Here is a 26,090-nt window from a genome sequence, read left to right as displayed (position 1 = left end):
ACAAAGGCGAACGCTCCGCTTCTACAGCTCCAAACTTTCTCTCCGTTCCATACCTTCACTAGTAAACAGTTTAGATCTACAGATTCCGTCCCAAGTCAGCCGACCATTGAAACGAGAATAGTAGAAGCCGGCGAGTTACATGTCACGGACTCGCCTCGAATACCTCCATCAGCACGACGGCTTCGCGCGTGCTTAAACCTATATTCAGCACGACACCTTACGCGTGCTACAAGCTTACAAGCAACACGACGCTTCGCGCGTGCCCCAAGCAGCACGATATCTTACGCGTGCCTTAAACTATACAAGCAGTACGACGCTTCGCGCGCACCCAACATTAAAACCTACTAAACCTAAACCTAAAATAACTAACTTACCGTACGCGGGCGCTCCATACGGCCGATGCCCGGCATATGCAGGCTGGACCATTCCGGATGGAAATGATCAAGACGGCTGACGACAATAGTCATGTCATCAAGGATCTCATTGCCCTGGTAACGGATCACTTTCTCCAACAGGCTGTCCGCTAAATCCTGAGGATCATCACCCTCAAGCTCTTGGATCATCCGTTTCATCCATATCTCCTTATTAACGGCATATCCAGGCGCATCATAAATACCATCGGTCATCATAATTAAAATATCGCCGGGGCGAAGCTGCATACTGATTAAATCCACATCAATATCTTTAATGATTCCTATCGGCAGATTACTAGAGGTTATTGGAATGACCTCACTCCCCCTCCGGATAAAGCTTGGTGCAGAAGCAATCTTCATAAACGTTGTCTGCGCAGAATATTGATCGATTAAAGCCATGTCGACAGTAGCATAGAATTCATCAGGGGAGCGTAATAAAAGAATTGAGTTGACCGACTTTACAGCCAGCTTCTCATCCATTCCGGATTGCAGCAGCTTTTCTAACATGCCGAGTGCGGCACTGCTCTCCATCCTTGCCCGTTCACCATTCCCCATTCCATCACTGATGGAAACTGCAAAGGTGCCATTTCCAAGCTCTACGGTGCTGAAGCTATCGCCAGATAGCATATCTCCACCTTTAGAAACAACTGCCACACCCGTATTTACCTCAAAGGCTTTGGCTGAACCAAAGGTAACCATCGAGAGTCCTTCCCGGGGATGAACCGCCGTCTCACTCATGACAGCAATATTCTCATCCAGAATGTCGGAGAGGAGTGGGGCAATCATTTTACGGCATTCATCAAAACCGCGATTATAAGCGTGCACTACTTCTATTTCTACGCGTCCGGGGTCCAGACTTAAAATTTCAATGCCATGAATAGACAGTCCCAATTTCTCAAGAGCCTCGCGGATTTGCGCTTCCTGCCGATACATGGCCTGCCCCTCACGCTTAATTTCCTTGGCCAAGTCTTCCATAACCTGTGACACGCCGGACAGCTGCTCGGCAACAAATTGCCGACTATCGTATATTTGTCTTTTCCACCGCATATCATGTTGGTAGAGATCATATTGTCCCTTCATGACCTCAAGCACTTCACCGGTTTTGCCACAAATACGGCTCCATTCCGGTGGCAGCTGAGCAGCCGTAATATCAGGGCTTTCCTCAACAGTTGTCATCATATCTGTCATGTATCTATATGTCTGATAGAATTTTGCATCCCAGCAGTGAGTACGGCGAATGCAGCCAGCGCAGGCTCCTTCTGTGACCGTATTCATAAAATCTTCCATTTCACGATCCGATTTGCCCACTTCTCCGGCACGTGGAATCTGACCAAAGCTACTGGAGAGCTGTTGGAATACCTGTGAGAATTGAGTGACCCGTTCTGCAGTCAGATCCCTGACCCTGCGGGCATATTCATGTTGAGATCGGCTATGATCTGACGTGCCCGGTACATATTTTGCAATCGCTGATATCATCGCCTTAGGTGTTATTAGAAACAGCACTACTGCTGCGCAGGTCTCCCATGTTGAGGCCATCATATCACCCGGACCCGTAAAATAGACGGAAAGGATCGTTGATCCTAGCAGCATACCAATAGATACCGCACCCTTTCGCCCACCTTGCATCATTCCCGCTAGCATTCCGGAAAAAGCAAGCAGACTCATCTGATAGATAGCACTGATATCGGCCAGACTAAGGATCAACCCCGTCACCACCCCAACAGCTGCACCGAGGGGAGCGCCCCCTGCCATGGCAAAGAGCAGAATTAAATAACGAGACAATATATGCTCTAATGACAAACCATTAAGGGTCCATCCCACAAGGCCTGTCATTACGGAGGCTAACAGAATAATAAGGCATAAAACCTCCTCGTTCCTCAGCGATCTGCTCTTTTGTTTGTAAGTTAGTAGAGGAAGTGCCTGAATGAACACAAGAGTAAGTACAAACCCAAGTAAAGCATCCAGAGTTGTCATCATAAAGGGGTACCAGGAAAGAGAAGGTCCGAGAACAATCTTGAACAGGCCAACCATAAACGAGGATACGAATACCATAAGGGGTGCATAGGACAAATCTATTCGTTCGAAACTTTCAAGCCCTCTATAAACAAGAAAGAAGATAATCAGTTCAGCCGTAGTAACCAAGGCACCCGGAAACGGAGTGAAGAGACTTCCAGCTATAATAGCACCCGCTACAGGTAAAATAGAGTCTCGACGCATAAACACAATGACGGCAAAATATGCGACAGCAAAAGGGGACAGCTCGTCCAGGATCATAGCTCTACCTAGCAGAAACCCCATAAAACTTAACAGAAGCATCCACTTCTTCGCTGTTATAAGCTGAATATAACGCTGCTTCTGACCCCAAGCTATAATACGCGTGCCTAAGGCTTGTCTCTGCTTCTTATCTTCGCTTCCCACTCTTGTCCACTCTGGCAAATTCACCACATTGCTTTTACTCATTACCCTACACCACCCGTTTAAGAATTTATGGTTCTCATTATATAGCGGGTCATTTGAGAAAGTTTGTCAGAAATGGAGGGACAGTCATAAGAAATTTCCGACAAAAAAGCCTTTGTTCATTATTCCTAAAAAAATAGAGCGATCCCTTGCGGCGCAGTAGTTTGCTTCTCCTCAAGCTTGATTCCAGTGCAGTTTTAGGCGCAAGCCTGGCGGTCATTCGCCAGCGATTGCCCTAGAGTTATGTGAAAATGACATGGATGCTGTCGGCAAGTTTATATGACACGACAAAAAAACCGCAAGGGCGAAATGCCCTTGCGGTTATTTATGATGTACAGGTATTGGATTATACGCGTTTGGCTCCACGGCCTCCGCGCTTTCCTTCTGTGTTCTTCTTAATCGAAGATATCCGTTCTTCGCTGTCTTTCAGGAATCGCGACATTTTATCCTCGAATGAAGGTTTACCGGCTGCAGGCTTAAATGGACGCCCACCCCGTTCACGATTGAATCCACCGCCGCCTCCACCACTGCCGCCACCGCCGCCGAAACGGTCTCCGCCGCTAGGACGTTCTGGTCTTGGAGCTCTAGGCGGACGTACTTCCGATGCTGGCTTGTCAACAGCCTGCTTAATGGAAAGTCCGATCTTGCCGTCCTTATCGACGTTGATCACCTTGACGGTTACTACATCACTAATCTTCAGATGATCGTTAACATCCTTGACGTAATTATCGGCGATTTCCGAGATGTGAACGAGACCTGTGACACCTCCTGACAGATCCACAAATGCTCCGAAATGCGTGATGCCTGTCACTTTGCCTTCTAACTTGGTGCCCACTTCAATTGCCATAGAATAAAATGATCCTCCCTTAAAAATATACAGACGAATATTAAGGTCATCCTGTCTGCGGTGATTTGATTATACAGTAAAGAGCAAAGCAAGGCAACAGAGTAAAAGCCTCTTTTAGCCAGTATTATTGCTCTGATTGCTCTGTTCGAATAGGAGTTTCCCCTTGAGGATAGATATTGTACCATTTACGCGCTAATTGGCCAATATACTCATCATCATTAAGTCTGGACACTTCATATTTCAGTTGATTCAAAGATGACGTGACACTCTCGCTAGTCTTTTGTTTCTTGGCGAGTTGCTCGCCCTTGTCCGCAATAACTGCACTTTGATTGAAGTAAGTATAACCCGCCCAGCCAAAAAATACTGCCACAAAGAGAATCCACATGAATCTTCTTCTCTTCGCGCCTGCGGCCGAATTTTTGCTAGGATTACTTTTCTCTTCCGCAGTGAATCTGTTCATGCAGCGTACCCCCTAATTCAAAGGTCAGCGTTTCCGCCATTTGGTAATCCATCCAGTGATCTTCACGATCCAGGCGCTATGCTTAAGCCGTGATAACCATGGAGAAATCCACCTTACAGGTAATACCCAAATTGGCTTCGTTAGACGCAGCAGAAGCTTAAGGATGAATAATAGAATACGACCTAGCAGCACTAGCAACCCTATAATAAGGCGCCAAAGCCAGCGAAGAGGTTTACCTATCATAATCTCCATAAGTCTCCATAGCAATCTGCACATATACTGAACCGATTGAATTAACATTAACACAAAACGCCGCACCGTAACACTGAAGATCAAAAAATAGATCCATATTCCTAGAAATAAACCTAAAAAGACATAAAATCGCAATTGCCCCTGATTTCCGGCATAGAGCATTCTAAAAACAAACAAAGCAGCACAAAGCCAATACAGCAGGTCAAGCATGGCATTCAGCCATTTGGGAAAATTGAACTTGAGCGACAGCACCCGGTAGCTGTCATAGGCCAGTCCCATTGTCACCCCGGCCAATATCATGTAGAACAGCGTCAGCCACTGAACTGCAGGATTCATTTAAATAGCTTACCGAGTAGACCTTTATTTTTGCCCTGCGATCCGGGATCTAGATAAATCAGGGAATGTACATTGCCCTCCAAGGACAACAGTCCATTCTCCAGACTTAAATTTTTGATATGTAAATGATTCCCGCGAATGGTGAGATGGCCGAGTTCTGTACGAAGCAAAAATTCCTCGCTATCAAAGCTCTCCACATTTTGCACGCCCGTCAACTCTAGCTGTTTACGACTGCGCATGTGCAGATCATGCTGTTTATTTACCTTTCCTGGCTCGATCATAGCATGTACCCCTCCTTCTTACCTCTAATCTATGGCAGTAGAAGAAGTTATAGAACATTCCAATCCACTAAAATAAGAGAGACAAAAAGAAAAAAAGAAGGTGCAACTCTACAATATGTAAAGTTGCACCTTCTTATTTACTATTCATTATGTTACTCCTACCAGTCCAATCCGCTGCTTTTGGCAACAGGCTCTTCCCGAAGTAGAGTATACATACCAGCGGCTTCGTCCTTGCGCGTCGTTTCGACTAGCTTTTCGACTTTGACCGTTACAAGCTTTTGTCCAAATTGCACAGTAATCTCGTCACCGATCTTAACTGCGCTACTTGGTTTAGATTCCCGCCCGTTAATCAGCACCCGGCCTTGTTCGGACACATCCTTGGCCACTGTCCGGCGCTTGATTAATCGGGACACTTTCAGGAATTTGTCAAGACGCATTAGTTAACGGCTTCTTTAAGCTTGTTACCAGCTTTGAATGCCGGTACAGTTGATTCTGGAATTTCAATCGTTGTGCCCGTTTGCGGGTTGCGACCAGTACGTCCTGCACGTTTGCGAGTTTCGAATGTACCGAAACCGATCAGTTGGACTTTATCGCCTTTTGCCAAAGCTTCTGTGATCTCACCCAAGAATCCGTTCAATACTGCTTCTACATCTTTTTTTGCCAATCCGTTTTTCTCGGAAATGTTGTTTACCAAATCTGTCTTGTTCATAATTTAAAGTTCCTCCTAGGATACGAAAAAATAAATGAAACGAGATTCACCGCCATATTATGGGGCAAGTCGTCATTTCGTCTTTATGATATTCTTGATGTCATCTTAAAATCCTGCCACGAATCGTCGTTTTTTAAAAAAAGAAACAGTTATTTCTCAGAAATCGTCGCAGAATCTATTCTATAGCACTATTAAACTACTCGCCATAATCTAAATCAGAGATGAATGCTACTTTCACAGCATTGCCTCATCTTAAGGTCCGTATACCGTACATAGTCTGAGAAAATCACTATACTTTTCGTTCCTCAGTCTTTGCCTCCTGCCACAACTCTTCCATCTCTTCCAAGCTGCTATCCTCTACACTCACACCCTTGGCTCGCAAACTTTGCTCGATATACTGAAACCGACGCACAAATTTGCGGTTGGTCCGGGTTAAAGCTTCTTCCGGATCTGCACCAATAAATCGGGCAACATTGGTAACAGCAAATAATAGATCGCCCAGCTCCAGGATTTGATCCTCCGCGGCTGCGTCAGTATCGATGGCTTCTTGCAGCTCTTCTATTTCTTCACGAACCTTAGCTAAGCAATCCGTAGCGTTGTCCCAATCAAAGCCCACCTTGGATGCTTTTTTCTGAAGCTTGTACGCCTTCATAAGAGCAGGCAAATCACGCGGAACTCCACTGAGTACGGATAGTTCCTCGGGCTTTACGCCTTTCCGCCGCTTCTCCTCTGCCTTCATGCCCTCCCAATTGATCAGAGCTTCTTCAGCGTCATTCGCATTCTTGTCACCAAATACATGAGGATGGCGGAAGATAAGCTTATCATTCAGTCCTTCTATGACGTCAAATACGTTAAACGTGCCTAGCTCCTCTTCCATTTGGGAGTGCAGCATGATCTGCAGCAAAAGGTCGCCCAGCTCCTCTTTCATATGGTCTGGGTCATCCTCATCAATCGTCTCAAGCACTTCATAGGTTTCTTCGATTAGATTTTTACGTAAAGATTCATGAGTCTGCTCCCGATCCCACGGACAACCGTCCGGACTGCGCAAAATATCGACAATCTCATGCAAGCGAGCGAAAGTACGACTTCTTAGCTTCTCATCACGATTCGCAGGTACATAGACCAGAGACAAATTGCCATAACCCTCAAGCCGGTCCAATTCGTATAGAGGAACAGTCACAATGCTTTCTTCGTTCTCCACGCCAAGGGCATGACCCACCACCACTTCATATTCCGGCGGATACAGCTCCATCAGACATAACTTTGTCTCCGAAGCTGTAAAGCTGTCATAAACCTGGCCAATCAGAGTATGCAATTCAGGTTGAAGCTGAGCGCTGCGAATGCCTGAAGCATCTAATAACTGGAACCCTTCAATAGGGTCAAATCCCAGTCGTACAAACGCCTCGTCCAGAAAACTCTCCCCGCCTAATATTTGCAGTTCTATTCCTTCTTCCGGGCAACGCTGACGCAGCTGTGAAACAGCTGACTCTGCAACCATGGGATGCCCCGGAACCGCATAGACAATATCTGTACCGTCTGCGGCAGAGCGAGCCTCTTCAATCAATTTTGAAGTAATTGCCGTATAGACCTCAGGAAACGAAGATAATGTTTCATACAGTCCATCAAAGGATTGCGTGGCGATTTCAAGCTCGGTGAGAGCAGCCATGACTGGATGCTCTTGGGTACGAACGTAGACAACGGATGCTGCCTTCAGTTTTTTTATAATTCCTAGTGTCAGGCGATCGGGATTACCTGACCCGAGACCAACAACTGTTAATGTTGCACTCATATCTGTTCCTCCTTTTAAGCGAGTTAATTATGGAAATAACCGCAGCTTTTTGAACTTGTCCGCCAGAGACGGGCCGATGCCCGGAAGCTGGCGAAGCTCGCTTTCGCTGAGCAGCCGCAGCACCACCGCGCCTACGGCAAAGACAACGCAGCCTGCGAGTACCCCGAGCAGGCTCTGCGCCAAGCTGGCGGTGCGTCCGCCGCCGATGCCAGCGGCCGTAGCCGCGGCGCCAGTGCCCCAGCTGGCAGCTGCGGCGGCAAGAGCCAGGCCCGCTGTGAGCAGCGCGGGCCGTGCCAGGGCATCTGCGAGGCGAAGCCGCAGATGGCCCTGGCGGTACAGCAGCAGCACGTTAAGCGCTGCTGCCAACGAATGCGCGGCCACGCCAGCGATGGCCGCGCCGGTAATGCCCTGCTGCGGAACCAGCAGCAGGTTCAGGGCCGCCTTGAGCAGCGCGGCGGCCAAAAGGTGCAGGGCTGGGGCGCGCACGTAGCCGAGGCCCTGCAGGAGCGCAGCAGAGATGATGCTGACTGTACCGCCCACAGCGGTAAAAGCCAGCCAAGTCATTGTGCTGCTGCCAGCGGTATCGCCGTAAAGAGCCATATTAATCGGCTCAGCAAGCACTGCAAGGCCCGCTGAGGCCGCTAGACCTAACAGCCAGAACCAACGCAGCGACAAGCTGCAGCGGGTCTCAATCAGCTTCATATCTCCCTTGTACTTCGCCTCTGCCAAAGCTGGAATGAACACAACCGACAGTGAGGTGGCAATCATCGTTATAATCTGCACAAGTGGCAAACCCCGATTGTACACACCAAACTGGGCCATCGCAGCTACTTCACTTCCGTCAGACGACAGCAGTCGAGGCACAGTGAATACATCTACAAGACCGATAAGAGGCATAGCCAGTGCACCTAGCATTACGGGAATTCCATAAGCCAGCAGTGTACCTGCTTTAATGCCCATGAACCCTTGCTTGGAACCTAGTCCATGTCCTGCATCCAGCGCTCTTACACGCTGACTTTCGACAGCAGCAGCTACTTCAGCAGCAGCTTCCTGTTTTACCCTCCGGCGGTGACGTCTCAAGTACAGCAGCATAATTACAAGCCCTGCGGCTCCCCCTCCGGCAGAACCAAGCAGCGCGCCAGCAGCGATGCTCTCAGCTCCTGCTCCCTGCGAAGTGAGATATAAAAGAAGAACAATCATCACTGTAACCCGTACAGACTGCTCTACAATCTGTGACACGGCAGTAGGAACCATATTATGCAGCCCCTGAAAATACCCGCGTATGGCCGACATGACAGGGACAACTGCCAAACCCCAGGCGCTTGTCCGCAAGGCAGGCATTACATGTGAGTTACCTACCCATTCGGCAATGATGGGTGCACCTGCATAGGTGATGGCGCCGATAATCAAGCCGCTGATGCCTGTAATTAGCGCGGATAATAGTAGAATCCGCCGGCCTTCTTCATCGCGTCTCCCAGCCGAAGCTTCGGCGACAAATTTGGAGATCGCCGCAGGCAGACCTAGCATAGCTACCGTTAACAGCATTGTATACAAGGGATACACTGTGTTGTATATACCAAATACAGCATCTCCGCCTAGATTTTGCAGCGGAATTTTTTGGAGTGTGCCAATAAGCTTTGAGATAATGGCCGCGGCACTAAGAATAAATGCGCCTTGCAGCAATCGTGATGTTTGTGTATTGGATTTCATATAATACCTGCTTCTACAACTTTGATGGGATGAATTTCTATATTATAACTTATGTATGCCCACAAGTAGAAACGGTTTGTGTAAACAACAAAACCCCGTTTGCCCTTTGTATATCTTACCAAAAGGAAACCGGGGTCTAAATTAAGATTACTGCTCCATTTGTTTGCCCAGGAAAGCGGCAGCCGTTTCGGCCATTTTTATTTCCATTTGCGCCATCTTCGCCGAATCATCCTTGCTCACCATCACTACACAACCAATAGGATCTCCACCGGAAATGATCGGTGAGGCTACATATGAGGACACCAAATCCGGATGATCTTTAGCGATTTCATAACTGCCTTCATTGGTTTCTAACACAGTCTTACGGCTGTCCATGACTTTCTCCAACAGCACTCCCACCTGTTTCTCCAAATAATCTTTTTTGGAGCCGCCTGCAAGGGCAATGAAGGTGTCACGATCAGCAATCATCGTAATGTGCCCAGTACCTTCGAACAATGACTCCGCGTACTCTTTTGCAAAGTCACCCAACTCACCAATCGGAGAATATTTCTTGAGAATGACTTCACCGTCCCGATCGACGAATATTTCCAGTGGGTCTCCTTCTCTAATACGAAGAGTACGTCTAATTTCTTTGGGAATAACCACGCGTCCGAGGTCATCAATACGGCGAACAATTCCAGTAGCTTTCATTTCACATGTGCCCCGCTTTCTTAAGAAGTATGGTCTTACTACTGTCCATTATGGGAAAGGATAATCCCAGTGATTTATCGTAATATCTGACCATAGTATTCATCTCTTCCCAGATCCTTATACATAAGCTGACATGTATTAATATCTGCATCAAGATAAAGGTAGTTCTACAACCGTTTCTGCGAAATAAAAAGCCATCTTCACTTTAAGTGAAGATGGCTTTTCTAAGGTAAGCTTGTCCATATTTACCGATGTTTATTCAGCGGCATCTGTAGCACTTGGGGATGCGCTTGGAGCTGTAGTGGCTTCTGTTCCACTATTTGTTCCGGTTTCATCTGCGGAAGCAGAGCTTTTTGGCAGATTGATGTTCTCAATAATGCCTTCCAGATCCTTTTCCATGAACGTTTCTAGGTTCTTGGATACAATTGAGCTCTTAATGCCTTCTTTTTGCTCATCCGTTAACTGGTCGAAAGTCTTGTCTGTACGGGACTCCACCTTGATGATATGGTAACCGTAAGAAGTTTCTACAGGATCACTGATGGTATTTAGAGGCAAGGTCTGTGCAGCCTTCTTAAATTCATCCACATAAGTGCCTACAGCTTTATCTTTATATTCTCCGCCTGCCTCTTTAGAGCCAGTATCGTCAGAATATTCCTTAGCGATGGCTGCGAAATCAGCACCGCCATCCAGCTTCGCCTTAACTTCTTTCGCTATTTTAAGCGCTTCTTCGCTGGTACGCTCTTTGTTGTCTGCATCTGTCAGACCAATTAGCACATGACGCAGTGTGGCAACCGTAAAGTCGCCTTTAGTCGCTTCGAATTCTTTGACAACTTGATCATCAGTCACTTTAAGCAGCATATCCTGATAAACTGACAGCACACGCTCCATATAAGTACGAATATCTTTCTCTGTAACGTCAGCATCTTTCAGTGTCTTCTTATAGGTATCGCCCAATTGTTCCTTAATGCTTGCAATTTGAGTATCGGCTTCTTTCTCCGCTTGCTTTTTCGCTTCATCCGTTGCTTGGGAAGCCAAATATTCAAAGCCCACTTCTTGCTTCAGAATGGACTCCTTAAACGCATCAATCTCTAAATATTGCGCTTGTTGTGGAGATAGGAATTTCATGATTTTTTGATCCATTGCAAATTCCTTTTGTGTAATCGTTCCACCTTTATAAGTGGCTACAGCTTGATTATCATCAGCACTATTTCCACATGCTGCTAGCATAGAAAAGGAAACTGCCGCTGCCAATGAAACGAGCAGCACTTTCCATGATTTTGTTTTATTTAACGACATTGTGTAGTTCTCCCTTCGATTTAAAAGACTGTTTAGCTTCCTTAAGAAACTGTTCAAGCAAGTCAAGCAGCTGTTTATCACTTAAATCTTTCGATTTGACCCGGATACTGGCTTTCGCATCCCTATCAAATTGTACACGTCTTTCGAAGCTATTTCCAACTTTGGCGAGTTTCGCTGTGTCTAAAGCGCCGAGACTTCCCTCATAGAAATTCAAGGTAACATCATCTCCGCGTCTAATCATGGAATCAATGCCATACATTTTTCCATACACTTTCAAACGAGCAACCGATAGTAGATTCACCACGGCTTCAGGTAACTCACCGAACCGATCCAAGAGCTCATCTTCAAGCTCGGAAGCATCATCGAAGGAGGTTACTGCCGCAACTTTTTTATAAATTTCAATTTTTTGGATACTGTCGTAAATATACTCTGACGGCAGATACGCGTCAATCGACAAATCAATGACTGTATTGCCTTCTTTCAGGGATGTATCTTCCTCCCCAAGCACAGTAACCTTACGCTTACGAATTTCCTCCGCCAGCATTTGTGAGTACAGATCAAACCCCACGGATGCGATAAAGCCATGCTGCTCTGCACCCAGCAAGTTGCCTGCACCGCGAATAGACAGATCTCGCATCGCTATTTTGAAACCAGAGCCCAGCTCCGTAAATTCCTTAATAGACTGCAGACGTTTCTCTGCAACCTCTGTCAGAACCTTGTCCCGTTGATACGTGAAATAAGCGTAAGCGATCCGATTGGACCGGCCTACACGTCCACGCAGCTGATAGAGCTGAGACAAGCCCATTTTATCCGCATCATGCACAATAAGTGTATTAACGTTCGGAATATCTACGCCCGTCTCAATAATACTTGTGCTGACGAGCACATCGTATTCTCCGTCAAGGAAATCGAGAATGGTCTTCTCCAGCTCAGATTCCGACATTTGACCATGTCCGATGCCAACTCTAGCCTCAGGAACAAGCATAGAGATTTGAGCAGCCATTTCTTGAATGCCCTGCACACGATTATAGAGATAATAGACTTGACCACCGCGGGCTAATTCCCGCTCTACAGCTTCCCGCGTAAGGGTCTGGCTATGCTCCACTACATACGTCTGTACAGGGAATCTGTTCTCTGGCGGGGTCTCAATGACAGACAAATCCCGCACTCCGAGCATCGACATATGTAGCGTACGAGGAATTGGAGTTGCAGTCAGCGTAAGAACGTCTACATTCGTTTTCAGTTTTTTCAGCTTTTCTTTATGAGTTACGCCGAAACGCTGTTCTTCATCCACAATTAATAGCCCCAGATCCTTGAATACAAGGTCCTGAGATAACAGACGATGTGTACCGATAACTACGTCGACAGTTCCTGCCCTAACGCCTTTAATCGTCTCGTTCTGCTCTTTACGGCTGCGGAAACGACTTAAGACCTGAATATTAAGCGGGTAATTAGCGAAACGTTCGCGGAAGGTCTCATAATGCTGTTGAGCCAAAATCGTTGTCGGGACTAGCACCGCCACCTGTTTACCTTCAATCGCTGATTTAAAAGCCGCCCGAATAGCCACTTCAGTCTTACCATATCCAACATCACCGCAAAGCAATCGGTCCATTGGCCGGTTTTGTTCCATATCCTTCTTAATCTCTTCGATAGCCCGAAGCTGATCGCGGGTCTCTTCGTAAGGGAACATTTCTTCAAATTCATGCTGTTCCTGTGTATCCTTTTCAAAACCATATCCTGCGGCACTTTGGCGCTCAGCATATAGCTTTATCAAATCATCAGCAATATTCTGAACGGAGGAACGAACCTTATTGGTCACTCGTGTCCATTCATTGCCGCCTAGCTTATATACTTTCGGCTCTTTATCTTCGGAACCGACATATTTCTGAATCAGGTCAATCTGCTCAATCGGAACCGAGAGCTTATCGCCGCCAGCATACAGAATATGCATGTAATCACGGTGAATACCGCTGACCTCAAGCGTGCCGATTCCCATATATTTTCCGATACCATGGTTCTGGTGGACGACATAATCACCGATTTTCAGCTCTGTGTAACTCTTGATCCGTTCAGCATTATCTATTCCTTTGGAAATCTTCCGTGCCTTCCGCTGCTTCTGAGAGAACATTTCCCCCTCAGTTATAACTGCTAGATGAATAGAGGGCAGCTCAAAACCAGAACCCAGATTTCCTTGTACAATCATCGGCTCGTTAATGCCGTAATCATAAAGAACTCTGCGCACTCGTTCAATCCGTTCCTCACTGCTCGCAAGCATCATTACCTTAACACCGGACTTCTGCCAACGCTCCATCTCCGATTTCAGCACATTCATCTGGCCATGGAAATCCTGCATTCCACGACTGATAAATCCAAGAATGTTCTGAGGCTGAATATGCGGAACCTGACGTAAAAAGATTGACATAAACAGACTTTGGAACGGGCGCTGATACATAACAACATCCGTATCGACAGAGAGATCTAGATCCGGTAAAGATTTGCCGTTTTGCAGCAAATGCAGGTTCCATTCCGATTCATCTCTTTCAAGCTGTCTCGCCGTTTCGAGCAGTCTTGTCGGCTCATCTAGAATAAGAATGGTATCCTGGGCCATGTAATCAAATAAATGAGAGCGTTCAGGATATAAAAGACTGATATATTTATAGATCTCCGGGAAATAAGTACCTTCCCGCAGCATTTCCAGCTCACGGCCAATCTCTTCCCGCAGTCTGAGCTTCGCCTGGCGATCCGCCATCTTCTCCAACTGTCGCTCCATCATAGCTGAGGCTTCAGCAGAAGCAGATTCCTGGCGTAATCTACTAGCTATAATCTCTTTAGCCGGTGTAATCTTCACACTACGTACCTTATCAATAGAACGCTGATCCACTGGATCAAAGGTTCTTATGGAGTCAACCTCATCATCAAATAACTCAACCCGATAAGCCAAAGGAGATGTCATTGGATAAAAATCAATTATTCCACCCCGTACGCTCAGTTCACCACGATTTTCAACCCGCTCTACTCTTTCATAGCCCATTTCGATCATGGACATCAAAAATTCATCCAGAGCAAGCGTTCCATCTTGGGAAACGGTGACTTGTGCCTCTGCCATAACCTCTGGGGCTGGCAGCAATCTACGCACTCCTGAGTAAGGAACTACAACAATACCACGGAAGCCCTGAGCACATTTGGTCAGCACATCTATACGCTGAGCCAGTGTCTCTGGGCTTGATACAGCCGCTTCTGCAGCCACTAGTTCATTGGCGGGATAGAGCAGAACCCGGTCAGGAGAAAGCGCTTCCTGCAAATCATCGGCCATCTTCTGGGCCGAAAACATATTATGAGTCACTACAAGTAAGGGACGAGTTGTCTCTTCATGTAATGCTGCAAGCATAATCTGTCTAGCAGAACCTGTAAGCCCCGAAATGAGCTGCTCTTTCATACCTGCAGCAACACCATGGGTGATAGACTGGAAATCGGGATCCTTGGAAAAAGCTTCTATAAGACCTTGTAACAACAGGCGCACCTCTCTTACTAAACAGGCTAACGGTGGCGTAGCCACCGTCACCTATTATGATTGGAATCGAAAAGAAGCCTCAGCTGTAACGCCAAGGCTTGCGGATGACGATAGAGACAGGCGCTTCCACCTTACTGAAGCGGACTTGTCAGCAGGCTAAGCTCCGGATTGTTCTCTAAAGCCTCCTTGCAATAGTCGCAAGTAACCTTTACCGTGATTTCACCTTCTGAATTATACGCTATTATATCTCTGCGCTCCGCAGGGGTCAAGGAATGAAGGCCCAACTGCATTTCTGTAACATCACTTCTATTAATACTGCCTAGAGATGTCTTACAGTGCCTACAAACATAGTTTATTGCCATCTATATGCCTCCTGAAGGTACTATATACCTTCAGTATGTCCGGGCAGCTTCATCTTTAGCCTTAAAAACAAACAACAGGGTTTACAGATTAACCATTGAACTTAGCCATCGTCTGCTCGAATGAATGCTGTAAGCTGTATTCCAGTGCATCACAAGTATTAAGGATCATTTGCTTAAGCGGATCGCTTTCCTTCTTTGGAAAAGTAGAAAGTACATAATCGACAATAGCAAAACCTGGCTCAGGACGAGAAATACCCATTCGTACCCGATTGAAATTCTGTGTTCCTACATGCTGGATGATGGATTTAATTCCATTATGTCCACCAGCGCTTCCTTGATAACGCAAACGGATTTTTCCGATTTCTGTATCCAAATCATCATAAACGACGATCATATCTTCTAGTTGAACTTTGTAATAATCCATATAAGCGCGAACGGCCTCACCGGACAAGTTCATAAAGGTCATGGGCTTAATCAATACGGTTTTGACGCCACCAATGACCCCTTCACCGATGACGGATTTACATTTGCTCTGGTTGAAGGCAATTCCGTTCTGGGCGGCAAGCTCATCCAAAGCCATAAAGCCAACATTATGCCTTGTTTTCGCGTACTGTGTTCCGGGATTTCCCAATCCGACAATCCATTTCATTATCGAACCTTTCCTTTCCATTCGGGCTCTCCGGCAAGAGGAGTCCGTTTTTGGTACAATAGATCTAATCTACATATCTCTGTGCAACCAGAGCGAAATTATACTCCGAAGACAGGTGATAACCCATGCCGCACAAAGGCGAATTATTGACACATCAACGCCATTTTCAGTACCACATCCAATATGCTGTGCCCGTGGAAATATATAAGGGCGACGTGCATATTGATATCGGTGTATTAACAGCGGTAGACGAAGCTTTCGTGGAGCTACAAGGGACACTCTATAACCGCAGTTTATTCACCTTTGTCTCCCGCCCCGGATATTGAATCCAGTAGTTCTACCTGTAGCACGCCGATAAGGGTTACATCTCCGAGAACGGAGGTGTAACCCTTTTGTACTATTCATTCGTTATATTTATTCAATCTCGAACAATTTACTAATCGACAACTCTTCATGAACGCGGATAATTGCCTCACCCATAAGTGGAGCCACGGACAACACCTTGAGCTTAGAGGTTGGATTCGCGCTGCGAATTGGAATGGTATCCGTCACGATAATTTCTTTGATTGGAGAATTCTCCAGACGCTCGTGTGCAGGACCAGACAATACTGGGTGTGTACAGCATGCGTATACTTCCTTCACGCCGCCTTCCATCAAAGCATTAGCACCAAGTACGATAGTTCCAGCGGTATCGATGATATCATCAATCAGGATGGCTGTTTTGCCTTCGATATTACCGATGATGTTCATAACTTCGCTGACGTTAGGTTCTGGACGACGCTTGTCTATAATAGCCAGCGGAGCGTTCAGGAAATCAGCAAGCTTTCTTGCACGTACTACACCGCCATGATCCGGCGATACGACAACTGGGTTCTCGATTTGTTTGGAACGGAAATACTGAGCCAGAATCGGTACACCAAGCAAATGATCCACTGGAATATCGAAGAATCCTTGAATCTGCATGGCATGAAGATCCATCGTAATTACACGGTGAGCGCCAGCCTTTTCAATTAGATTGGCTACCAGCTTAGCGGTAATGGGGTCACGGGAACGGGCTTTACGATCTTGACGGGCATATCCGTAGTAAGGGATAACCACGTTGATGCTTTTTGCAGAGGCACGTTTAAGCGCATCTACCATAACCAAAAGCTCCATCAGGTTATCATTTACAGGGCCACAAGTGGATTGAACAATATAAACATGACATCCCCGAACGCTTTCTGACAGCTTGACCTGAATTTCTCCATCGCTGAAACTTGTGGTGTGTGATTCACCCATCGGAATCCCGATGTAATCAGCAATTTGACTAGCTAGCTTAGGATTGGAGTTACAGGTGAAAATCTTTAACTTGGAATCACAATAAGTCATAAAATATAAACCCTCCGTGACGGAATTTAGCTTTCCAAAGGCGCCGGCGCGGAAATATAAGTCCGTCCGGCGCTTCTTAGCAACGCTTTACGATGGACTCGAGTGGTCTTTCTTCGCTTTAGCACGGGAACGGATCTTCTCTGCATATCCCGGTTTGTTCTCTTGTCTTACTCTAGCTACAGCCAGATCGTTCTCGGAAACGGAACGTGTAATTGTCGAACCTGCTACAACAAAAGCCCCTTTGCCCACAGTGACTGGAGCAATAAGATTAACATTACTGCCAATAAAGGCATCGTCTGCGATTGTTGTCTTGAATTTATTATACCCGTCGTAGTTAACGGTAATCGCACCGCACCCGACGTTTACATTCTTACCTACAGATGCGTCGCCGACATAACTAAGATGTGACACCTTTGAACCGTCACCAATAGTAGCATTCTTGATCTCGACGAAATCTCCAACCTTAACTTCTTCTCCAAGCACAGAGCCTGGACGCAAATAGGCAAAAGGCCCAACGGTTGTCCGTGCGCCGACTTGAGCTTGATTCAATACGGACTGCTTAATCGTTGCTTCATCCATGATCTGACAGTCTTCGATTTCACTAGCCGGTCCGATCACACAATTGTCGCCGATTACAGTCTTCCCTTTCAGGATGGTTCCTGGATAAAGCGTTGTATCTGATCCGATAACTACATCTGCTCCGATATAAGTGGAGGCCGGATCAATGATGGTCACACCGCCCAGCATGTGTTTACGATTAATACGTTGACGCATAAAGGCTTCCGCTTCAGACAAAGCTAAACGATCATTAACGCCGATAGACTCAGCTGCGTCATGGGTCTGATATCCTAGTACGGTATCCCCTTGTGAACGAAGAATCCCAATCACATCAGTCAAATAATACTCCTGCTGGTTATTACTGTTCGTTACCTTTTCGAGTGCAGCAAATAATTTAGCATTATCAAAACAATAAGTGCCTGTATTGATTTCCTGAACCGCATCTTCTTCCGTAGTGCAATCCTTCTGCTCTACAATCTTCAGAACGCCGCCATCTTCACCACGAATAATTCTTCCGTAGCCTGTAGGCTTTTCCATAACTGCTGTCAATACGGTTGCAGCCGCATTACGCTGTTCATGAAGCGCCATGAGTCCTTCCAGGGTCTCCGTGGTTACGAGTGGTGTGTCTCCACAAATAACTATAGTTGTTCCTTCTTCGCCAGCAAGTAAATCCTTTGCTTGTTTGACAGCATGGCCAGTGCCGAGCTGAGTTTCCTGCAGAACGTATTCCGCTCCATCACCTACATAGGCCTTAACTTTCTCTGCGCCATGCCCAACAACAACAACGGTGCGCTGGCATCCGGTCGCTTTTACTGTATCAAGCACGTGCCCTACCATCGGCTTACCGCAAACGGGGTGCAGCACCTTATATAATTTAGATTTCATTCGCTTGCCTTGACCTGCGGCAAGTACTACAGCCATTCTTTTCAAGAATGCCAACCTCCTACTCTTGAACTCACTACTGAATATATCTCATTCCGGGCAAAAAGAAAAGAGAACCATGAAGTCATGGTTCTCTTTTCTATAAACCCCAAGTTAGAAAAGCATTTATCGCTGCCTTTCGAAGATGTCGTCAAATCCTTCACCAGCAATAGCTTTTCTTGCAAGATCAGGCTGCTAATTCATGAAGTGTATGTCGGTGTGATCTTATCAAAAACGGCGGATCCTACGCCACCCAAAAGGTAGCAGTCTTCCGAGGAAGCCTAAGCTCCCTCTTCAATAACTTCTTCTTCTTCCGTAGCGGCGCGATCGTACTCGGCCAGAACCGCGGATTGAATCTTCTCGCGTGTTCCCGAAGAGATCGGGTGCGCGATATCGCGGAATTCGCCGTCCGGTGTACGCTTGCTGGGCATTGCAACAAACATCCCATTATTGCCATCGATGACGCGAATGTCATGAACAACAAACTCGTTATCGATGGTAATGGATGCGATTGCTTTCATTCTCCCCTCAGAGTTAACGCGGCGGAGTCTGACATCCGTAATTTGCATGTGTGTGTTCACCACCTTTTTCCATCAGAGACTTGGTGTATAATTCCACACAGCAAAGCGAATTCCTTCTTTTTCATTCCATAAAATACCTAAAAAAGAAATATATTTTTTGGGATATGTTGTTTTCGACATACATCGAGTAGTTTTCTTAATATTCCTTACGTTTTCGACAATTTCCACGCTTTTTGAAAATGTAAGAGAATGGCTAATCAAGAGGAAAAGTAGTTGCCCGGATGCGCCGAAATTCTCCGCTCTTTTGAGTCTACTTCACTTAGTTTTACCAAGGACACGTAATCGTGCAACAGACGCTCTTCCGTCTCTACAGCGCCTGATTCCACTAAAACGCCTACCCCAGCAACCTCGGCATTAAATTCACCGAGCAGATCGACCATACCACGTACAGTCCCTCCCGCCTTCATGAAGTCATCTACGATAAGTACTCGCGATTTCTCCTTGAGTGCCCGTCTGGAGAGAGACATTGTGTGTATGCTTTTATGAGATCCTGATACGTAGTTAATACTTACTGCTGATCCCTCTGTAACCTGATGGTCACGTCGCACAAGCACTACCGGCAAGCCTAGCTGTGCTGCTGTTGCATAGGCTAGTGGAATGCCTTTCGTTTCAACGGTCATCACCACATCGATTTCCGATCCGTAAAAGGCCGTTGCGATGATCTTACCCGCCTGTTCCATCAAAGACGGCAACCCAAGTAGATCCGACATATACAAATAACCGCCAGGCAATATCCGGTCAGTCTGCTCTAGCTGCACACATAAGCGCTGCACAAAGGTTAGCGCCATATCTTTAGGCATAACTGGGATATAACGAACTCCACCCGCTGCACCAGCTAAAGTCTGCAGCTCTCCGATGCCTTCACCTTCAAATACTTCTTTTATGATTGCCAAATCTTCACTGATGGAGGACTTAGCCGCTCCATAGCGATCGGCAAATATAGACAGCGGCAGTAGTTCATGCGGCCGCTCAAGTAAAAACTGAGTCATGTCTACCAAACGTTGGCTTCTTTTTAATTTCTTCACGGAATGCTCCTCGCCAAAACCGAATATTTTAGAAAAATATATCACTTTTGTACGGGTTTATACAAGAGAAGCAGACTAATTCAGTGATCTCACTGCGTAGACTTCCTTGCAGAACCCTCGCAGTCCGTTGTAAATCCTTGCTACTTTAGACTGCTTGGACACTAAACCGAATACGGTAGGTCCGCTGCCTGACATCAACACCCCATCTGCTCCGAGCTTTATCATCGCTTCCTTGAGCTGCTGAACCTCTGGATGCAGCCTTAGGGTAACATCTTCAAGCACGTTGCCTAGATGGTTGCATACGCCCCCAAAGTCTCCTGCTTCAATCGCTTGCTGCATCTTTCGAGCAGAAGGATGCACAGCTATATTATTGCTCCGAACGCGTCCATACACTTCTGCAGTCGATACATTGATCGGTGGTTTCGCCAACACAACCCAACATTGTGGCGGGTTGTTGATTGGCGTAAGCTTTTCGCCTCGTCCTGTAGCTAAGGCTGTGCCGCCTGTGACGCAGAAAGGCACATCTGAACCCAGCTCAGCGCCAAGCTCCTGTAGCTCCTGCGCAGGAATACCGAGACGCCACAGACGGTTTAGACCGCGTAGCGTAGCTGCGGCATCACTGCTGCCGCCAGCTAGGCCAGCCGCAACCGGAATTCTTTTATCCAGATGGATATGTACCCCACTCTTCACGTTATAACGGTCTTTAATAAGCCTTGCCGCCTGGAAAGCTAAATTTTTCTCGTCCAGGGGAATATAACCAGCCTGACTTGATATTATAATAGTATCCCTTGGCAGCTCAGACAGCTCTAAGCGGTCTGCTAAATCTACCATGGTCATAATCATTTCCACCTCATGAAAACCGTCAGCACGTTTGTGCAGCACATCCAGCATCAAATTAATTTTAGCTGGTGCCTTTTCATACATTTTCAAGGCGTTCACCCACCTTCAGCTTTTCCCGTAAAAACAACTTAACATATTATATGAGAAACTTCTAATGAAGTCCAATATTAAAAGGGTGTCGCCTTTTAGACGCACCCTTTTTCAGTAATATTCACTTTATAGCCTAAAATTTAAGATTTCCGCGCGGCCTGTTCAGCAAGCTGTATCGCTTTTTTCACCATGTTGCCAGCGTCTTGAGTTGTAATTCCACCCCAGCCCTCACGTTCTACGGTTTCATAAAAACCCAGCTCCTTGGCTAACTCTGTCTTCAGTTCCTCCGACATCATGCCTCGTTTTCTGCGGCTCATTACGGAATTCCTCCCTTATGAAAATAAATGATTAACCCGTTGCCCAATTAGTATGCTTGCTTAGAACACGGATCATGCACCAAATATTTGTCCCAAAAAACGCAAACAAAAAACAGCCTCCAAAGGAGACTGTTCGTGAAACATTAAGCTTTAATATACATAATCCGCATCTGCCCATCGTCTTCACAAACTGTGATTTCCACAGATTCAGTAAGTATATCGGCATAGCTATAGGAGACTCGCTTAAAAGTTTGCTGCTCCTGATCCAGTTTGACAATAAATACAGAAGGGTACGTTTCTTCCAGGACACCTGTGCGTTCAACGGTTTTACGACGACCTCCGTTTGCACGCAATGTGATCTTATGACCGACGTGAGCTTCAAGACTGCGTTTGATTTCCAACAGCGCGTTATTAGCCATTACCTGACGACCACCTCTTTTCTTGTCCATTATACAACTTTTTCAGGACAATGTCAAAGCAAATAAATAATTAATTATAGTTGATGCATATTTCGTTGTCAACGGAATTTTTTTGCGGGAAATCAGCGCCGGACTAATATCCTTGTTATCTGTAATATAGGCATCACAAAGAAAAAAAGAAAGGGTTAAGCTCAGCGCTCACCCTTTCTTTCGGATATTCTATTCAGCCCATTCAAATTACCTATATTCCTGAAACCATAGACCTATCTCTGCCGCTTAAATGGCTGATGGTGTCACTTTTAGCGCCGACAGATTCTGCAGCCGCGGCATTCCGATACGGAAGCTGCCACGGGTCTCAACACCACCAATACCCTGATTACCGCTGATGGTATTATTCAGAACATCACTAAGATTTACAGTATCCCTGATGGAAGTAAAGGATGATTTTGCTGCTACATAAACGGGATCCAGAGCATGGATCAAAATTCGACCAGGTGAACTGGCAAAATTAGCCCCAGCTCCAAGTAATGCCTCGAAATGAGATTGGCAAGCACCGGCAACAATAGTCAACGCATCAAAATTCCGCTCATACTCCCTAGCTACCCTAATAGCAGCTATAAAGTTTTGCGAATTTTTATAGCTATTCAGACTATACAGATCGTAAGTATGCTGTTGCTTCAATACCCCATCATGACCAGTGATCACTACAATGTCTGGGCGTACACGGGGCAACAGCCGGTATAACGTATCAGCCATTGCAGATTCATGAACATGATGCCCTTCAGCGGGAATCCGCAGCTGCTCGTATAAGCTAAGGCTCTTATTCAAATATGCCGGATCGCCATCCAGATGCAGTACTTTACCCGGCACTTCAAAATAAGGAGCTTCCTTGGACGGTGGAGCCCATGTCCCCTCTGTTAGGGTTCCCCCGCTCCGCTGACTTTGCTCCTGACGGTCCTTCCGCAGCTGTGTCAGTGATTCCTTCGCTTTGATCTGTGCTTGCTGTCCCCGTTCCGTTATTCGGGTAGGAGGCACTTGAACCAGGTCATCCAGAGGAGAATCCGCCAACAGGCGGAAATCTGTGCCTTTAATGACGGCTCTATCCTGCACAATATTATCTACACGAAATGTTAAATCACCGCCATAAGATTTGCGAACGACCAAGTCTCCTAAATTCATTACAACCACCACCTCTACCCCATCGTATGGGCAAAGGCCTCAGTTGGTTCATAACTCGCCATATTTTTAAAATATAAGAATGTATAATGCTCCACCAGAATAACATCCTTATATTTCTACGAGAAACGGTTGTCGTCCTTTAAGACAACAACCGTTTCTTATTGCTTATTCAATTCCAGCGGCTAGCAAAACACCGCTTAAGCGGGCGTATTCTTCAAGACTGAGTGTTTCTCCGCGACGGGTCGGTTCAATACCCGCTTCTGCGAGTAAAGCCTCCAGCTGCTCACGTCCTTGTTCAGGGAAGTAACGAGCCTTCAGATTGTTAGCAATCGTCTTGCGGCGCTGTGTGAAAGAAGCGTGAACCACTTCAAAGAAATGCTTCTCACTCTCCACCTTTACCGGAGGATGCTCTCTAACCTTCAGACGGATAACAGCAGACTCCACATTAGGTTGAGGGATGAATACCGTACGCGGCACGATACAGACGAGCTCAGGCTCGCTGTAGTACTGCACGGCAATGCTAAGACTTCCGTATTCCTTTCCACCTGGAGATGCAGCCATACGCTCCGCAACCTCCTTCTGAATCATTACAACGATGTTATCAAGGGGAAGCTTCTCTTCAAGCAGCTTCATCAGAATCGGAGTAGTCACATAATAAGGCAGGTTAGCAACCACACTGACCTTGTTCACAGTGGTGAAATCTTCCTTGAACATTTCCTGCAAGTTCACATTGAGGACATCATCGTTACGAACCTTAACATGGGGATAAGGGGAAAGTACGTCTTTTAATATTGGAATCAGTCTACGGTCAATCTCTACGGCAGTTACAGCACCGGCTGTTAGTGCCAGACGTTCCGTCAGCGCTCCAATTCCCGGCCCGATCTCCAGCGCCCCAGAATCGCTATCTAGTCCAGCAGCGTCTACAATCTTGTCCAAAATATTTTGATCAATCAAAAAATTCTGTCCCAGGCTTTTCTTAAACTTGAATCCATAACGTTGAATAATCTCTTTGGTCCGTTTTGGAGTCGAAATTTCCTCTCTACCACTCATGAAGTAATGCCTCCCTGATCAATTTGGGCGAGAGCCCCGGCAAATTCCTCCCGCGTAATCCCAAACATCGCCAGCCGCTTGTACAGCTGTTTGCCGTTACAATATCCGATTCCAAGCAAATTACCAAGCGCCATACGTCTTTCAGCAGCCCGAGGGTGTACAAGCATTCCAGCGGCCATAAGGTCATCAATACCAATCAAAGCAGGTGCTCCTTCAAAAGAGGTATGTACATTACGCAGCGCATGACGAATCGCCTCTGGCGATGCATTCTCTACACCGATATCCCCTTTTCGAGTTGCGTCCTTCTCCGGAATAAAAGCATGCTTGCAGCCCGGCACCTTCGCTGAAACGATTTTACGAATTCGCTCCCCAGCATGGTCCGGGTCCGTAAGAATAATAACCCCTCTGCGTTCCATAGCTAGCGCAATCTTCGCAATTACAGTCCGGTTTACAGCAGAGCCGCCTGTCTCAATCGTATCTGCTTCCACAGCACGCTTAATGGCTACGGTATCGCTTTTGCCTTCAACGACGATTAATTCCTTAATCATATTTCTTGACTCCTTCCAAAAAAAGCAAAAAGAAGAGGATTCGCTCCTCTTCTTTTGGTTAAAGAATGTATAAGTGATGAGCGGTTGCTCTGCGATCAACGAAATGATCATCCAGCGTTCCTTAACGGTTATCATCACTATAGCTTATCAAAGGATTTTTTGCAAAAGCTTCAGTTCTAGTTAAGCTCTGGTTTCACAGGTCCAATCACATATACGGTACGTGATTTACGGCCGAAATTACGAGCATGGCTCAGGGAATCATAATAGACATCCACTTTATTGCCTTTAATGGCACCGCCAGTATCCTCTGCACGGCGGAATCCAAGCCCATCGATATAAACCCACCAGCCAATAGGAATTACATTCGGATCTACTGCAATTGTACGACCTTCCGTTACGCGTGTTCCGGAGGCAGTTTTAGTACCTATTCCTGGCTCTTCTGACGAATAAGCTGTCATGGAGACGTTCTTAATCATCTTCTTGTACTCAAAGTCTACGCCAGCCTTGCTTGTGACGTTCTTAGTCTTAGCGCTAACTTTAGTCGTTTTGGAGGTAGTGCTTGATTTGGAAGTTGTTGTAGCTTTAGCAACTACAGTAGGCTTAGGAAGTGCTTTAGTACCAACGGCAATGATCTTATCTTTTGTTACCGTTTGTACTTCCTTGCCGATCATGCGCATAGAGGCCAGTTCTCCGTCTTGATAGATCTTTTCAATATGCTGAACCATGACGCCTGGTTTGCCTGCCTGTGCCACTCTAACTGTTCCCACAGTAAGGGAGGGATCTGCTGTCTTAATAACACGGAAAGGTAAGTTAGTTGTTCGCTGTACCGTTTGCTTGTTGATACGAACGATCTTAATCTCCATGTCAGCAGAGATGGTGGTGTCTAACGAAGGAAAAATCTTATCATAGCCTTCTAGGTTGATACCCAGTTTGTCAATCGCCTGACCGATGGTGTCTTCGGTCGTATATAACGTTTTTGTTGCTCCGTCCGCAGTAAGGCTAAATTTCTGCGCACGATTGATAACGACACGGTCACCGTCTTTTATTTCATCACTCAGACCTAAAGATAATTCATCATGCGGCTGCAGCGAAATTTGCTCTTTCTCCAACACATCACCAAGAAGTGCTTCTCGCGTTTCAAGTGTCTGTGTTTGCCCGTCTATTACTAAAACAAATTGTTTGTTACTTTGACCGTGTACGTACAGCAGAATTAACAGCGCGATTGCGATTGAAATCACACCTGCAAGTAAAAGTACGCGAGTATTTACTTGCTCCCACCGTAATGCGAAAGACCTGCTGGATGACTGCGAATCATGGGATACCTCTGGTTGGAATAAGCCCATTCTCTCCATCCTCCTTACATAGCCTCGTCGTCAATTTGTATATCATGAGGACTGAATTTCTTTGACGAAACTATTTGAGATTGTCACAG

General features: G+C 46.3%; 26 protein-coding genes. 1 reads left to right on the top strand and 25 read right to left on the bottom strand.

The features are described from left to right. Nucleotides 1–365: 365 nt before the first annotated feature. The 14 genes from spoIIE to pth form a co-directional block, all read right to left on the bottom strand. Nucleotides 366–2,873, bottom strand: coding sequence for a stage II sporulation protein E (gene spoIIE, locus PODO_RS00315; protein ID WP_038568028.1), 2,508 nt, complete (start codon nucleotides 2,871–2,873; stop codon nucleotides 366–368). A gap of 343 nt (nucleotides 2,874–3,216) precedes the next feature. After that, nucleotides 3,217–3,717, bottom strand: a complete 501-nt coding sequence (locus PODO_RS00310; RefSeq protein WP_036678766.1) for a S1 domain-containing RNA-binding protein — start codon at nucleotides 3,715–3,717, stop codon at nucleotides 3,217–3,219. 124 nt (nucleotides 3,718–3,841) lie between these two features. Then, entirely contained in the window at nucleotides 3,842–4,177 is a 336-nt protein-coding gene (locus PODO_RS00305; protein WP_036678769.1) for an FtsB family cell division protein, read from the bottom strand. A gap of 24 nt (nucleotides 4,178–4,201) precedes the next feature. Then, complete coding sequence (yabQ, locus tag PODO_RS00300; RefSeq protein ID WP_036678771.1) at nucleotides 4,202–4,765, bottom strand: spore cortex biosynthesis protein YabQ; 564 nt, start codon at nucleotides 4,763–4,765, stop codon at nucleotides 4,202–4,204. Next, nucleotides 4,762–5,046 (bottom strand): sporulation protein YabP, encoded by a 285-nt coding sequence (gene yabP / locus PODO_RS00295; protein WP_036678773.1) that lies wholly within the window; start codon nucleotides 5,044–5,046, stop codon nucleotides 4,762–4,764. Before yabP ends, yabQ begins: the two co-directional genes overlap by 4 nt. A gap of 158 nt (nucleotides 5,047–5,204) precedes the next feature. Further along, on the bottom strand, nucleotides 5,205–5,483 hold the full coding sequence (locus tag PODO_RS00290; protein WP_036678775.1) for an RNA-binding S4 domain-containing protein: 279 nt from the start codon (nucleotides 5,481–5,483) through the stop codon (nucleotides 5,205–5,207). Then, nucleotides 5,483–5,755, bottom strand: coding sequence for an HU family DNA-binding protein (locus tag PODO_RS00285; RefSeq protein WP_036678778.1), 273 nt, complete (start codon nucleotides 5,753–5,755; stop codon nucleotides 5,483–5,485). The genes PODO_RS00290 and PODO_RS00285 overlap by 1 nt, the downstream gene beginning before the upstream one ends. A gap of 289 nt (nucleotides 5,756–6,044) precedes the next feature. Beyond that, nucleotides 6,045–7,544: a bifunctional methyltransferase/pyrophosphohydrolase YabN gene (yabN, locus tag PODO_RS00280; protein ID WP_038568022.1), complete on the bottom strand. Its 1,500-nt coding sequence runs from the start codon at nucleotides 7,542–7,544 to the stop codon at nucleotides 6,045–6,047. A 27-nt stretch (nucleotides 7,545–7,571) separates the two neighbouring features. Beyond that, entirely contained in the window at nucleotides 7,572–9,254 is a 1,683-nt protein-coding gene (locus PODO_RS00275) for a putative polysaccharide biosynthesis protein (protein WP_036678782.1), read from the bottom strand. Nucleotides 9,255–9,401: 147 nt separating this feature from the next. Beyond that, nucleotides 9,402–9,944, bottom strand: a complete 543-nt coding sequence (gene spoVT / locus PODO_RS00270; RefSeq protein WP_036678783.1) for a stage V sporulation protein T — start codon at nucleotides 9,942–9,944, stop codon at nucleotides 9,402–9,404. 255 nt (nucleotides 9,945–10,199) lie between these two features. Then, complete coding sequence (locus PODO_RS00265; RefSeq protein WP_036678785.1) at nucleotides 10,200–11,240, bottom strand: peptidylprolyl isomerase; 1,041 nt, start codon at nucleotides 11,238–11,240, stop codon at nucleotides 10,200–10,202. Beyond that, nucleotides 11,227–14,751 carry a transcription-repair coupling factor gene (gene mfd / locus PODO_RS00260; RefSeq protein WP_038568019.1) on the bottom strand — a complete coding sequence of 1,175 codons (3,525 nt, stop codon included), beginning with the start codon at nucleotides 14,749–14,751 and terminating at the stop codon, nucleotides 11,227–11,229. Before mfd ends, PODO_RS00265 begins: the two co-directional genes overlap by 14 nt. Nucleotides 14,752–14,882: 131 nt before the next feature. Continuing rightward, the gene (fin, locus tag PODO_RS00255; protein WP_036678789.1) at nucleotides 14,883–15,113 is read right to left on the bottom strand and encodes an anti-sigma-F factor Fin; all 231 of its coding nucleotides are present in this window, start codon (nucleotides 15,111–15,113) and stop codon (nucleotides 14,883–14,885) included. Between the two features lie 88 nt (nucleotides 15,114–15,201). After that, nucleotides 15,202–15,762: an aminoacyl-tRNA hydrolase gene (gene pth / locus PODO_RS00250; protein ID WP_036678864.1), complete on the bottom strand. Its 561-nt coding sequence runs from the start codon at nucleotides 15,760–15,762 to the stop codon at nucleotides 15,202–15,204. Between the two features lie 125 nt (nucleotides 15,763–15,887). Between pth and PODO_RS00245 the strand changes: the two genes are divergently transcribed. Further along, entirely contained in the window at nucleotides 15,888–16,088 is a 201-nt protein-coding gene (locus PODO_RS00245; protein WP_036678792.1) for a hypothetical protein, read from the top strand. An 88-nt stretch (nucleotides 16,089–16,176) separates the two neighbouring features. Here PODO_RS00245 and PODO_RS00240 read toward each other — a convergent pair whose 3' ends face one another. The 11 genes from PODO_RS00240 to PODO_RS00190 form a co-directional block, all read right to left on the bottom strand. Further along, entirely contained in the window at nucleotides 16,177–17,130 is a 954-nt protein-coding gene (locus tag PODO_RS00240) for a ribose-phosphate diphosphokinase (RefSeq protein WP_036678796.1), read from the bottom strand. An 87-nt stretch (nucleotides 17,131–17,217) separates the two neighbouring features. After that, nucleotides 17,218–18,618, bottom strand: a complete 1,401-nt coding sequence (gene glmU / locus PODO_RS00235) for a bifunctional UDP-N-acetylglucosamine diphosphorylase/glucosamine-1-phosphate N-acetyltransferase GlmU (protein ID WP_038568015.1) — start codon at nucleotides 18,616–18,618, stop codon at nucleotides 17,218–17,220. A gap of 272 nt (nucleotides 18,619–18,890) precedes the next feature. Then, a complete protein-coding gene (gene spoVG, locus PODO_RS00230) occupies nucleotides 18,891–19,178 on the bottom strand; it encodes a septation regulator SpoVG (RefSeq protein ID WP_020425826.1) in 288 nt (95 codons plus the stop codon). Between the two features lie 209 nt (nucleotides 19,179–19,387). After that, nucleotides 19,388–20,215, bottom strand: coding sequence for a pur operon repressor (purR, locus tag PODO_RS00225; RefSeq protein WP_036678807.1), 828 nt, complete (start codon nucleotides 20,213–20,215; stop codon nucleotides 19,388–19,390). Nucleotides 20,216–20,290: 75 nt separating this feature from the next. Next, the gene (ispE, locus tag PODO_RS00220; protein ID WP_036678809.1) at nucleotides 20,291–21,145 is read right to left on the bottom strand and encodes a 4-(cytidine 5'-diphospho)-2-C-methyl-D-erythritol kinase; all 855 of its coding nucleotides are present in this window, start codon (nucleotides 21,143–21,145) and stop codon (nucleotides 20,291–20,293) included. A 140-nt stretch (nucleotides 21,146–21,285) separates the two neighbouring features. After that, on the bottom strand, nucleotides 21,286–21,462 hold the full coding sequence (locus PODO_RS00215; protein WP_036678812.1) for a small, acid-soluble spore protein, alpha/beta type: 177 nt from the start codon (nucleotides 21,460–21,462) through the stop codon (nucleotides 21,286–21,288). Nucleotides 21,463–21,605: 143 nt separating this feature from the next. After that, entirely contained in the window at nucleotides 21,606–21,881 is a 276-nt protein-coding gene (gene veg, locus PODO_RS00210; RefSeq protein WP_019914493.1) for a biofilm formation stimulator Veg, read from the bottom strand. A gap of 276 nt (nucleotides 21,882–22,157) precedes the next feature. Further along, nucleotides 22,158–23,060 carry a sporulation peptidase YabG gene (gene yabG / locus PODO_RS00205; protein WP_036678813.1) on the bottom strand — a complete coding sequence of 301 codons (903 nt, stop codon included), beginning with the start codon at nucleotides 23,058–23,060 and terminating at the stop codon, nucleotides 22,158–22,160. 165 nt (nucleotides 23,061–23,225) lie between these two features. Then, nucleotides 23,226–24,110, bottom strand: a complete 885-nt coding sequence (rsmA, locus tag PODO_RS00200) for a 16S rRNA (adenine(1518)-N(6)/adenine(1519)-N(6))-dimethyltransferase RsmA (RefSeq protein ID WP_036678815.1) — start codon at nucleotides 24,108–24,110, stop codon at nucleotides 23,226–23,228. Next, on the bottom strand, nucleotides 24,107–24,658 hold the full coding sequence (gene rnmV / locus PODO_RS00195) for a ribonuclease M5 (protein ID WP_036678817.1): 552 nt from the start codon (nucleotides 24,656–24,658) through the stop codon (nucleotides 24,107–24,109). The genes rsmA and rnmV overlap by 4 nt, the downstream gene beginning before the upstream one ends. A 176-nt stretch (nucleotides 24,659–24,834) precedes the next feature. Next, on the bottom strand, nucleotides 24,835–26,001 hold the full coding sequence (locus tag PODO_RS00190; protein ID WP_036678820.1) for a resuscitation-promoting factor: 1,167 nt from the start codon (nucleotides 25,999–26,001) through the stop codon (nucleotides 24,835–24,837). Nucleotides 26,002–26,090 lie beyond the last annotated feature (89 nt).

The organism is Paenibacillus odorifer (genome assembly GCF_000758725.1).
In the GTDB taxonomy this organism is placed as follows: domain Bacteria; phylum Bacillota; class Bacilli; order Paenibacillales; family Paenibacillaceae; genus Paenibacillus_AQ; species Paenibacillus_AQ odorifer.
The sequence above is the reverse complement of the archived record's forward strand: the minus strand, read 5'-3'. Positions and strand labels throughout refer to the sequence as shown.